This window comes from Bradyrhizobium sp. U87765 SZCCT0048 (genome assembly GCF_018131225.1).
Taxonomy (GTDB): Bacteria; Pseudomonadota; Alphaproteobacteria; order Rhizobiales; family Xanthobacteraceae; genus Bradyrhizobium_A.
The window spans coordinates 929,504-939,755 of record NZ_JAFCMM010000002.1 but is presented as its reverse complement, the minus strand read 5'-3'; the positions used below and the strand labels follow the sequence as shown (position 1 = coordinate 939,755).

The window sequence follows — 10,252 nt, the reverse complement described above, 5'->3', positions numbered from 1 at the left end:
CATGCAGACGGCGCTCTCGATACGGCCGCTGGCGACCACCAGCCCCTCGCTCGGAAGTGAGATGAAGATCTGCGCGCTGCGCGCTGGCCTCGCGTCCTGCCGCGAGGCGGACGAATGGGTGCTGCACGACCCGCGGCTCTGGCTGGGGACGGCGCTGCATGCTCTTCTCGAAAAAGCAAAGCGCAAGGGACTCGCCGATATCGAGGGCGCATGGGACGGCGAAATCGTCGGGTTCGTTCAGCGGATCGGATCTCATCAGTTCGACAGGCGGTTCTCCGATCCGACCCGCTGGCCTGCCTACTATCTGACGAGGCAGCGAGCGCTCAGTTCGGCGGCAAAGCTGAACTCGGCGACGAAGCCTTCGTCCGGCGGCGTGCAGGCGCCGCCGTGGTCCGGCACCGAGCGGAGACTGACCGCACGCGGCGGCCGCCTGGTCGGACGTCCCGACCGCTTCGACAGAACCACGGTGACTGACATTAAGTCGAACCTGCCGGACCGCGCGACACCTCTTGGCATCGAATTGTTCGGCCGGCACCGGCGCCAAATCCTAATATACGCCGCGATCATCGCCGAGAGCCTAGGCTTCTGGCCAAACAAGGGCGTCATCGCCGGAGCGTCGGGCGAGACCATCGAGTTCGGGCTCGCGCCGGCTGAATGCGATGCGGAAGCCGACGCGGCGATCGCGGATCTCGACGCGTGGAACAGCGCGCTAACGTCCGCGGCACGTGCTGCGGACCTCGCGAGTCCATCGGAAGCTTCCTGCGGGTCATGCCGCTTCCAGCTTGTATGTCCTGCATTCTGGGAGTGGCTCGCGCGGCGAACTCCAAACGGCGCCGCACTGGAAGCGCCCATTGCCGTCAGCGGCCAAGTGAGTTCGGTGCAGCTCGGCAACGATGGAGATCTGCAGAGCGTCACTCTGGCAGGGGCCGTTTCGACAGTGTCGGGGATGACCACCGCAAGCGTAGTGACCCGCCGTTCCATTCACGGAGCGTTGCCGGCGAGCAGCGCAAGCTCCGGCTGCAGGATCGTCGCAGCGAGCATGCGGCGCGACGGGCGTCTCGTTGCCGACTGGGCGACTCTCCTGGTACCGTTGGATCGCATCCCGGCGATCGGCATTAGCCTCGCTGGACCTTGAATCGGCTCGCAGCCTAGGAGACCGCTCGTTTTAGATGGCCAAACTTCGTAAGCTTCTCCCTCGGCACAAACGGGCGGCCCTGAGCCGGGGTGAATCGATGTCCCGGATCCGGTCTAAGGATACGGCTCCGGAGCGCGTCATCAGGCAGCTCCTATCTGTCGCCGGGATCAGATACCGGCTGAACGTCCGCGATCTTCCGGGCAAGCCCGATTTTGCGAACAAGACCCGCAAGTTTGCGATCTTCGTTCACGGATGCTTTTGGCACTCCCACGAAGGCTGCGCGCTGGCTTCCGACCCCAAATCGAATCGCGGATACTGGCGGCCGAAGCTGGATAGGACGAAGGCTCGCGATCTCGAGCACGTAAGAAGACTGGAGGAACTTGGCTACCGGGTGCTCGTCGTCTGGGAATGCTCATCTCGCAGGCCGGAGCGGGCAGCCGAGCAAATTGACCGTTTCTTCAAACTAAGCAATTAGGCCGACGATTGAGCCTGCTTCTTGCCTTGGAAGTCCATCAAGACGCCGATCATCTCTAACCAGTATTTCGAAGTGATCCTGCTGAGATCAGGTACTGAGCCATTTCTGATATCTCGTTCCGCCGAGATAACATCCGGAAGCTCCGAAATGTCACCCAGGGGCTGCATCTCCGAGGAAGCAAATTCCGCACCAGCGAGAATCTGTCTCGCAAGGTCAATATGCCGTTCATAGATGTGCATGGAAGCGACATGGTGATTATACCACCCCACGTCGAGTCCTAGCTCCTGGGCCGCCATTTCCTGAAACATAGTCAAAACGAAAAGATCGTAAGGCAGCCCCCAAATAACATCGTTACTCCGAAGCACTGCTAACGCATTGAGCCTGCCATCTCGAATGAGAAATTGGAGGGAGGAAACGCAGGCGATATCAGGCGAGTTCAAAACATCGCCACCCGACACCCGAAAGTCCAAAACAGCTCGTCGACTATGCGGATCTGACTTTAGCAGGTTGATTAACCTGCTCCATTGACTTTTCCTTTGCCACGTTTGCTCGAAGATCGATTTGCCGTAGCAACTACCCAGGATCCGTCCATCGACGGCAAATTCCGCCCAAGGTCTTGCATAGTATTCAAGAGCGGCAGCATCGTCCGAGGCAGCCGCGTGCCAAAGGAATTCTCCAAACGCGAGGGCTTTGCTCCATCGCCGCTCCGGCTGTTCCGTGCAACGTCGCCGCGGGTTCGAAAGAGTGAAAGTGAACGGAGCAAGTTCAATCGTTCCCATTCCGCGAGGGGCGACTCTTTTACCAAGCTTCAAAATTGAGGCTATCGCCCAGCGCTGCACGTCATCGACATTCGAGAACGACGCGTGCGCTTCGGTTTGGTCATTTGGCATTTTGCGGCGATGGTGCTGAGGGCGGTCCGATTGCATTGAGCCTTTTCTCCAGCCGATCGAGACGTTCCAATAGCAGTCTGCGTTGTTCATCTTCGGCATCATTCCGTCTTTCCAGAGAGGCTCTGAGAAGCTCGGACTTAGCGGCGTCATTGGGCTGAACCCACTTTTGAACGAGCGCTAGGATGCCGAAATTTAGGAAGAAAGTAAGAAGCGCCAACAGAACAGCGCCAATCGGCACATAGTAGATCAGGAGCTGCCTGTATTTATCAAACGTCTCGGCGACCGCGCTCTTGACGATTTTCTGAAGATTGAGGAATTCGGGTGCGAAACGCTCCACGATATTCCTTCTGCGTTCCGCGATATATGAGCGGTCGGATTGGGGATCCGTTTCTAACAAATCGAAGGTATCGTCCGCATTCAGAGAAGACATGCGATGCAACGTCACGCGCAGGAAAACGCCTCCTTGAAGAAGAAGTCGATCGTCCTTGCCGAAGTTGAGAATGAAGCTGGAAACACGACCGTTCCAACCTGGATCAATAATCCCGGTATTGAGCGTAAGAAGTCCCTCATTGCACAAGCTCGTCTTGACGTGAGCCAGACAACAAAGCCCCACAGGAATCCGAAAGCGCTCCTTCGAGACGACTTCTACTATGCCCATTGGAGGCAACTTGTAAGAATCAACTTCGTCCCCGTTCGGGGTAATAATCTTCCAAATCGTCGGATCGTAGCTTGCGCTTCGATATTGATCCCTTACGCCATCTACTACTAGCCCGATGCGTTCGAATTCCTTCGCAATGAGCATTCAAATACCCCTCGATTCGGCCGCAGGTAAATTGACGGATCCGCCGTCCCGACAATCGCGGTTCATTGATTTTGAGGCCAGCACCGCTGCCCCACGCTCCCGGTTCTCTACTGGCATACTAATGCCAAAACCGATGTAAACGCCTTAGAGGCATGCACTGGCGTCCTCGAAAAAGCTTCTTCCTTCAAACCACCAAGAAAAGGTGCGCGATTTCCCGCGTATTCGGTCGTGAGCTTGCCACGCCGACCCGCGCAAGGGAATCCTCTACTAGCGCTTCGGTGCGCATAAAGGCCAAAGACCCCGAAAAGATCTGCGCAGGAACCGGTCTGGCGGTCATATGCATCCCGGAGCGATTTGGTCCTGAGACAGCCAATTGGATCGGCCTGAGTGAGGGAGTGCTGGGTGGGCGACATCCACTCGCAGCGGCTTGTGCAGGCGCGCCTGGCCGGTATGGCTCGGCGTGGCGCAAGGACGGCACTGGTTAGCCATGGCGCGTTCCATCTACCCTGTCCCGACGGTTGCGCCGAGTGCCTGCGACGATCCCACCCGAGCTCCTAATCGACGGTTGCGTTCGTCTAGTTCTCGGACTGGCTGCCAAGTCGGAGCTCCTTCCACCGCGCCGACGTTCGCGGCGCAGCACTGCTTGATCAGCAGATCTACATTACGCCCGGTCGTTCGGGAGCCCTATGTGGGCGATAGTCCCAAAGCGTCCCGACTGCGCGACGTGCCCGTCGCTGCATCCGAACGCTGAAGTGGCGGCAACACAGAGTGACGTCTCCTCGCTGGACGGCACTCACGGCGTCGACGGCCTAACGCTGCCATCGGGTCGAGCGGCTTGCGGTCCGAATAATTGGCGAACTCGGGCAAGCCTCTACCTTGTTAATATCGATACCTGCGTCGACCCCACTCGACCGCCTCGCCGGCAGCCACGCCATCGTCGGAGAAAACGAACGGTAGAGCGACGTAATAGGTCACGTCAGTCATCTGGGTCACCCCTCGGTTCGCGCCCTCCTGGAAGCCGCCCGCGGGCGTAGCCGGTCGAGACCTTCCTCCGGAGCCCGTCGAGCTGGGCCTCGAGAAAGTGGTTGGCCACGATGAGCGCCTTCACCGCTTCCCGCGCGTCGCCGCCGCAGGCCGCGAACACCTGGTCGGCGGTGCTGCCAACAGTCGTCCCTTCGACGCCTTGACAGCGCCGATCGGCGCCGAGCGGGCGACATTAGACCGTTCTGCTCGTTCTCACCGTCGCGGGTGCCGGCCTCTCCTTCGAAGCAGCGTTGACAATCTAACACGCACATGTACACATTCTGAGGTAAGCGAGCCTAAAATCTTAAACAAATCAAGGGCAAGGTACGGGACTGGGGTTCGTTACCGCTCTCTCCGCCAGGATATCCTGCAAGGCATTGTTCTGAATTAAGAAAACCAATTCAGATCAATCCCGAATCCCATTCCCGCCGGCAACGATGCGTTGAGGCGGTTGTATCTCCACTGACATCGATCGTCGTTGCGCGGGTGTGAGGCCTGCACCTTCTTGCGTCCGTCGTATGCGGAAGCCCGGACCAGGCAGACAGCGCCGGGCCGACATGACTGTCCGCAAGATCGCCGGTCGTCGAGCTCCACAAAGCAGGTGGTGCACCCCTGCGATGCCGACCGGCGACGGGCGCGTCAATGACGGCTGGCGTAGTAGCACCCCTGCAGGTTCAGGCCATCCTTGTTGCACGCGACCGGCGGCAGATGCCACCAGAGCCACAGAAGCGCAAAGGCGACGACTGCGGAAGACAGGTACAAGGCCGTGCGTTGCAAGAACGTCATTTCCCGACCTCGCAGCTCCGGCTCCGACCGAAAATGCCCTCGCGCGCGGCGCCGCCGCTGAGAACAAAGGGCTTGCTGACGACCGTGCCCCCCTTGGCGACGCAAGCTGTCTCGAATGAATCCTCGGACGAGTCGATGCTCCAGGCGCCCCATCCGAGGAGCGCGATCAGAATCAATGCAGAGATCTCTTTCATCCGTTCCTCATGATCATGCGACCCGCCCGCCGGCCGTGGCACCGGCGCGTCGTGCCTAGAAATTCTGGCTGTGATCGTGGTGATGATGGTGCCAATGGCTCGAATGGTCGAAGGTGTGGTTCTCCGAATGGTCAAAGCCCTTCTTCTTCGCGTCCAGGTCGGGCCTGTATCCTCCTTCGTCAGGCTCCCACTCCAGCAAGCGAGCGAAGAAGCTGCCGACCAGCACTGCGACGACGATCAGCACGCCAAAGAACATCAAGCTTTCCATGCACGCCTCTTGTTTTCGTGAAATGCGTAGTCTGGCCCTGCTATTCGCGGTCGTCCGGCGCGCTGGCCTTCCAGGGCCACGGCCACGGATAGGGACCACTCAGCGAATCGCCGCGGGGGCTGCACTTTCCCGGCGCGATGTCGCTGGCGCCGGCTGTGCGAGCGAAGCAGGCATTGCTGAATTCCCGCCGCTTGTTGTCGAGCGAACCGCAGACCGGCTGATACCAGGCCATGCATTTCGTGTTGCTGACGCCAGCGGGCCGGGCCGTCGCTTCGATCCGTTCAGCCCTCGCCGACGACAACAGCGCGACCGCCACAACAACCACTGCAATCTTCCCACGCATCGTGACACCTCCTGACTGGCTCGCGGATTGATCGCGAGCCGTCAGGTCACCTTGCCACAAACGATGGAAGCTCTCAGTGGTTCGGACTGTGAGCTATGATTTGTCTTTTGCTATTTGCTCTTTGCTGGTCAGCGTCGAACTCGGCCACGACATTGAAATAGATTGCCTGGGCCGTTTCCTCCAGCAAATGGCGCCCGGCGTTGGCGTCGTCGGGATTGTCGAGCTGCAAGCGCACGATGTCGGGAATGATCTCGGCGACATACTTCTGGTAGGCGCGCGCATTTCCTTCCTGCGCACGGTTGAACGTATAGATCTGGTAGGTGCCGTCGGGCGTTTCCGTCATCATCTCCAGGCGACTGACCGCTGTCTGGATCCAGACGCGCGCGGTCGGCTTCGAGATGCCGCATTTTTCACGGACGCGCCTGTTGAGAAGTTCTGCCGTGGGGCTCTTCCTTTCGAACACGATCGAGAACAGCAGCTTGTCGAACACCGCCATCAGCCTCAACAGCTCCTCCGTCGCGTAGGTGTGGTGCTCCCGGAGGTAGACGTGCCGGAACGCGCGCCGCTTCATCTCCTCGGCGTTCTCACTGCTGATGGAGTGCTTGCGCTGCAGCAACGACACCGCAGCCAGGCTGTCAAACGCCATGAATTCCTCCCGGCAACTGAACTAAGTATGCCGCTAGTTCCACGGGGAATTGCGGCATTTCGGAGTCGGTCTTGCTCCCATTCTTTTGGCATCTGTTGTGGAACAAATCCGCGGGTTCGGTTTCGGCAACGGAACGTCGGCAGGCGCTATCGGGACATCAGGGCTGGTGCAAGCATCGCCGCCGGTCATGACAGAGCGGCACGTTCTCTCCACCGTTATCGTCACCGCGCGCTTGGCCTGACGTTTTCGCGGAGCCTGTGTCGTTGCGGTCCAGGGTGGAATTGGTGCGAGCCGGTCATCGTGCCGCCAGCGACAACGGCATGCGGCCCCGAGCCTGTGCAGCGAGGAGGTTGCGCACCACGATGTCGATGAAAGCGCGCTGCTTCGGCAGGCCTGCCGGTCTGGAAAACGTCACCCATGTGGCGCCGACGGCCGTGCCCCTCGCGCTGCTGTGCATCGGCGTGGTGGTGTTCTGCATCCGGCTGGATGCTCGGCGTTGATGACGCCGGTGTGCCGTCAGCGGGCGTGCCGGGTGGGCGCCGGGCGGTCGGTGGCGGGGGATGCCGCGGACGTCACCGAAGGATGCTGGAGGCGCGTGCGGAGGTCCGCGTCGATCGAGGCCAGCCGGCAGCGTGAACCGCCGGCGGACTTGGCGATGTAGAGCGCGGCGTCGGCGGCCGCCAGCAGGTCTTCCGCCTCGCCGCCGCACTCCGGTGCGATGGCGATGCCGATGCTGACGCCGACATCGGTCGTCCGGCCAAGGCCAAGCTCGTAAGGCGCGCCGATGGCATCGATCAGCCGCTGTCCCAGCGTGGTCGCCTCGCCGGCGGCGTCGACCGCCGCGAGCACGACAAACTCGTCGCCGCCGATGCGGGCGGGCAGGTCGCCGTCGCGCAGTACGTGGCGCATCCGCCCGGCGACCGCCTGGAGCAGCCGGTCGCCCGCCGCATGCCCATGGCTGTCGTTGACGGTCTTGAAGCCATCGAGGTCGAGATACAGAACGGCGAAGGTTTCGCCGCGGACGCCGCGCACCATCTGCCAGTTTCTGAGCGCGCTCATCAGTTCGGCGCGGTTGGCAAGGCCGGTGAGCGGATCGTGCCGTGCGTGATAGTCCTTCTCGCGCTCGGCGGTCATGGTCGCGATCAGCATCTTGTTGAGCCGAAAGCAGGCCATGGTCATGGCGACGAGATAGAGCGGGATCTGCAGCGCGACGATCAGCATCAGCGGTTCGCCGGCGATGAGCGCGCCGGGCAGCGCCGGCCCCATGCTCAGCACGATCATGGTGGCTGACAGACGAGGGGCGCTGAAGTTGCGGAAGCAGATGCCGCCGACCATGGCGCCCGCGGACAGGCAGGCGAGGGTCGCCACCACCCAGTCGCCGGAGGCGAGGCTGGCGACGACGCCGTAACCGACCCCGGCGCTCCAGGCCGCGGACAGCAGAATGTTGAGGTCGGTGGGGGTCGGGCGGTGGGCGAGCGCCCGGCGGCGCGCGATGATCAGCACCACCAGTCGGGTCGTGCAGATCGTGAGCTCGAGGACGAGCCAGGTGATCAGTGGCACCGTCGGCGAATGAATGGCGATGACCGCGGCGACAGCCAGCGTGTTGAGCGTGCCGCCCGTGAAGACCGACAGCGAGCCGAACAGATTGCCGACGAGGGCGATCCGGATGTCCTCGGGAACGCCCTGTCCGCACTCCGCCAGCCAGCGCGTCAAACGCCAGCGCGGAAGGCTGTATTGTCTCGTGTCCGCAGTCATGACGGCTTGCTACTGGAGCATGCTGTTTCAACACTTAATGGCGAGCGGAAACATGGGCGGGCGCCGCGCGTACGGTTAACAAACCGCGTTGAAACACCTGAAGATTGGAATTCAGCCTCGTTGTCGCCGTGTCATGAACGCCGCAGCACGCGCTATGCCGCCTCGCCTGCCGAACGGCAGTGCCCCGCGCATGGTCACAAGGCTCGCACCTGGCAGCAGGCGCGGTTCGTCGAATTCCGGCGTGGTCTGCAGCAGGCGCATGAACTCCTCATGCTCGGGGTGAGAGGGCAGCTGACAGCGTTGGCCCGGAGCTGCGCCTCATCAAGGTGCCCCGGTCTGGGCGCGGGAAGTGTCAAGATTTTCAGTGCTGACCGTGCGCCGACCGCGGATCAGGCGAGCAGTACCCACGCGGCCGCCAGCGCCGACAGGGCGATGAGCGGCGCGGCGCCGAGGCCCCAGCTGTTGCGGTAGACCTGCGCCTCCAGTTCCTTCTGCTTCACCAGCGCGCACCCCATGGCGATCCGGGCCGGCGACAGCATGGTCAGCGCGGCGGCGGCGCTGTTCTGCAGGGCGGCGATCCAGATCGCAGGGACCGGCGTTGAGGTCGACAGGTTGACCTGGGACGCCATCAGCAGTCCGTTCGAGGCGTTGCTACTTCCCGTCAGGAAGCCGAAAGCCCCCGCGAGCCAGGGCGTCGCGACCACGGCGAATGGGCCGAGCGCGGCGCCGAGACCGGCGGCGAGCGCCGCCGCCATGCCGGCATCCGACATGATCTGGGCGACGACCATGTAGATCGCGATCGTCGTGACCGAGCTCCGTCCCCGGACAAGGGCCATGCGCATGGCATGCGGGACGTCGCGCAGGCGGCCGGTCAGCAGCGCCGTCGCAATTCCGACGGCAGCCAGCCACGAGCCCGGATGCAGGAAAGGCGACCACGCCGGAACTGCGGCGAACGGGCGGAGCGTTCCCGCGGCTCGCAGCCACTCGTTGAGCAGTGGAATGCCGCGGCTGGCGGCGAGGCCAGCGATCAGAATGGCGTACGGAAGGCCGATCTGCAGCATCGCGCGCCAGCGCGCCGCGTCGGGGCGCTCGTTGCGCCAGAACTGCAGCAGAATCAGCGGAGCCAGGGCCGCCATGCCGGCGATCTCCGGGCCGAACTGTGCATTGGCCAGCAGCAGCAGGCCGACGGCGATGACAAGGGTCGCCAATTCCGTCGCGGAGTTGCGAACGGAATTGGTCAGCCCCGCGCGTGCAGTCATGCGCCAGAACAGCACGAGCCAGACCAGAAGCAGCGGCGCGCTCAGCATGGCACTGTGGATGCCGAGGTCGCGGGCTGGCAGCCCGGCGAATGCCGCGCCGACGACGGTGCCGTTGGCCATCGCGCCCCACGATACCAGCACCTGGCTGAACAGGCCGAGCAGGACGACATCGAGCGCGGGCAGGCCGATCGATTGCAGCATGGCGACGGTGGTGACCTGACCGACGCCGAAGCCCGTGGCGGCTTCCGCGAACGGGCCGATCAGGAAGCACGCGAAGAAGACGCGGCGGCGCGTCTGGAGATCGCCGGATGGCTGTGCGTCGGAGATTTTCGGCCCGCCGGCGGAAACGATCTCGCGAAAGAACAAGCCGGACAGGATGACCGCGATCACCAGCCACGCCAGCCACAAACCCTTGCCGATGGCGACGACGAGGCCGGACGCCGTCATCGCCAACGGTGCGCCCCACAGCGCGACCGCAGCGGCGATCAGGCCGCCGCACAGTCCGGCCAGCATCGCGTTCACGCGGCCGGATGCCATGCACAGCGCGACCGCGAGCAGTGGCAGCGACCATACGAAATACGACATGCGCACTATTCGGATTGGCCGCCGTCGGCAGGAAACGTCCGCAACGAGCGGCAGAGGGAGTGAACGAAGCCCGGGCGGCCATTCAGACGGG

The 10,252-nt window shown here is 62.5% G+C and carries 12 protein-coding genes; 3 read left to right on the top strand and 9 right to left on the bottom strand.

The genetic code is table 11. The features are described 5' to 3' along the window. The first annotated feature begins 1 nt into the window (after position 1). Complete coding sequence (locus tag JQ639_RS17470) at positions 2-1,135, top strand: PD-(D/E)XK nuclease family protein (RefSeq protein WP_211967370.1); 1,134 nt, start codon at positions 2-4, stop codon at positions 1,133-1,135. A 34-nt stretch (positions 1,136-1,169) separates the two neighbouring features. After that, positions 1,170-1,610 (top strand): very short patch repair endonuclease, encoded by a 441-nt coding sequence (locus JQ639_RS17465; RefSeq protein ID WP_249126384.1) that lies wholly within the window; start codon positions 1,170-1,172, stop codon positions 1,608-1,610. Here JQ639_RS17465 and JQ639_RS17460 read toward each other — a convergent pair. The 7 genes from JQ639_RS17460 to JQ639_RS17430 all read right to left on the bottom strand — a co-directional run bounded on the left by JQ639_RS17460 (position 1,607) and on the right by JQ639_RS17430 (position 6,562). Continuing rightward, positions 1,607-2,590 carry a thymidylate synthase gene (locus JQ639_RS17460; protein ID WP_211967369.1) on the bottom strand — a complete coding sequence of 328 codons (984 nt, stop codon included), beginning with the start codon at positions 2,588-2,590 and terminating at the stop codon, positions 1,607-1,609. The genes JQ639_RS17465 and JQ639_RS17460 overlap by 4 nt on opposite strands. Further along, positions 2,490-3,302 (bottom strand): dCTP deaminase/dUTPase family protein, encoded by an 813-nt coding sequence (locus JQ639_RS17455; protein ID WP_211967368.1) that lies wholly within the window; start codon positions 3,300-3,302, stop codon positions 2,490-2,492. Before JQ639_RS17455 ends, JQ639_RS17460 begins: the two co-directional genes overlap by 101 nt. A gap of 1,662 nt (positions 3,303-4,964) precedes the next feature. Continuing rightward, entirely contained in the window at positions 4,965-5,111 is a 147-nt protein-coding gene (locus JQ639_RS17450) for a hypothetical protein (protein ID WP_211967367.1), read from the bottom strand. Continuing rightward, on the bottom strand, positions 5,108-5,305 hold the full coding sequence (locus JQ639_RS17445) for a hypothetical protein (RefSeq protein ID WP_211967366.1): 198 nt from the start codon (positions 5,303-5,305) through the stop codon (positions 5,108-5,110). The genes JQ639_RS17450 and JQ639_RS17445 overlap by 4 nt, the downstream gene beginning before the upstream one ends. Positions 5,306-5,360: 55 nt before the next feature. Beyond that, the gene (locus tag JQ639_RS17440; protein ID WP_211967365.1) at positions 5,361-5,573 is read right to left on the bottom strand and encodes a hypothetical protein; all 213 of its coding nucleotides are present in this window, start codon (positions 5,571-5,573) and stop codon (positions 5,361-5,363) included. Between the two features lie 40 nt (positions 5,574-5,613). After that, a complete protein-coding gene (locus tag JQ639_RS17435) occupies positions 5,614-5,916 on the bottom strand; it encodes a hypothetical protein (protein ID WP_211967364.1) in 303 nt (100 codons plus the stop codon). A 73-nt stretch (positions 5,917-5,989) separates the two neighbouring features. Further along, the gene (locus tag JQ639_RS17430) at positions 5,990-6,562 is read right to left on the bottom strand and encodes a hypothetical protein (protein ID WP_211967363.1); all 573 of its coding nucleotides are present in this window, start codon (positions 6,560-6,562) and stop codon (positions 5,990-5,992) included. A gap of 362 nt (positions 6,563-6,924) precedes the next feature. Here JQ639_RS17430 and JQ639_RS17425 point away from each other — a divergent pair, with 362 nt between their 5' ends. Continuing rightward, complete coding sequence (locus JQ639_RS17425) at positions 6,925-7,062, top strand: hypothetical protein (RefSeq protein ID WP_211967362.1); 138 nt, start codon at positions 6,925-6,927, stop codon at positions 7,060-7,062. Between the two features lie 16 nt (positions 7,063-7,078). Here the strand turns inward: JQ639_RS17425 and JQ639_RS17420 are convergent, their stop codons facing one another. Both JQ639_RS17420 and JQ639_RS17415 read right to left on the bottom strand, forming a co-directional pair. Further along, positions 7,079-8,317, bottom strand: a complete 1,239-nt coding sequence (locus JQ639_RS17420) for a GGDEF domain-containing protein (RefSeq protein ID WP_211967361.1) — start codon at positions 8,315-8,317, stop codon at positions 7,079-7,081. A gap of 389 nt (positions 8,318-8,706) precedes the next feature. Beyond that, positions 8,707-10,161 (bottom strand): L-lactate permease, encoded by a 1,455-nt coding sequence (locus JQ639_RS17415; protein ID WP_211967360.1) that lies wholly within the window; start codon positions 10,159-10,161, stop codon positions 8,707-8,709. Between the last annotated feature and the right edge of the window lie 91 nt (positions 10,162-10,252).

Excerpts from the sequence above, each read along its gene's own strand:
- JQ639_RS17415 (WP_211967360.1), bottom strand. The coding sequence starts at position 10,161 with ATGTCGTATTTCGTATGGTCGCTGCCACTGCTCGCGGTCGCGCTGTGC.
- JQ639_RS17420 (WP_211967361.1), bottom strand. The coding sequence starts at position 8,317 with ATGACTGCGGACACGAGACAATACAGCCTTCCGCGCTGGCGTTTGACG.
- JQ639_RS17430 (WP_211967363.1), bottom strand. The coding sequence starts at position 6,562 with ATGGCGTTTGACAGCCTGGCTGCGGTGTCGTTGCTGCAGCGCAAGCAC.
- JQ639_RS17465 (WP_249126384.1), top strand. The coding sequence starts at position 1,170 with ATGGCCAAACTTCGTAAGCTTCTCCCTCGGCACAAACGGGCGGCCCTG.
- JQ639_RS17455 (WP_211967368.1), bottom strand. The coding sequence starts at position 3,302 with ATGCTCATTGCGAAGGAATTCGAACGCATCGGGCTAGTAGTAGATGGC.
- JQ639_RS17425 (WP_211967362.1), top strand. The coding sequence starts at position 6,925 with ATGTCGATGAAAGCGCGCTGCTTCGGCAGGCCTGCCGGTCTGGAAAAC.
- JQ639_RS17470 (WP_211967370.1), top strand. The coding sequence starts at position 2 with ATGCAGACGGCGCTCTCGATACGGCCGCTGGCGACCACCAGCCCCTCG.
- JQ639_RS17435 (WP_211967364.1), bottom strand. The coding sequence starts at position 5,916 with ATGCGTGGGAAGATTGCAGTGGTTGTTGTGGCGGTCGCGCTGTTGTCG.
- JQ639_RS17440 (WP_211967365.1), bottom strand. The coding sequence starts at position 5,573 with ATGGAAAGCTTGATGTTCTTTGGCGTGCTGATCGTCGTCGCAGTGCTG.
- JQ639_RS17460 (WP_211967369.1), bottom strand. The coding sequence starts at position 2,590 with ATGAACAACGCAGACTGCTATTGGAACGTCTCGATCGGCTGGAGAAAA.
- JQ639_RS17445 (WP_211967366.1), bottom strand. The coding sequence starts at position 5,305 with ATGAAAGAGATCTCTGCATTGATTCTGATCGCGCTCCTCGGATGGGGC.
- JQ639_RS17450 (WP_211967367.1), bottom strand. The coding sequence starts at position 5,111 with ATGACGTTCTTGCAACGCACGGCCTTGTACCTGTCTTCCGCAGTCGTC.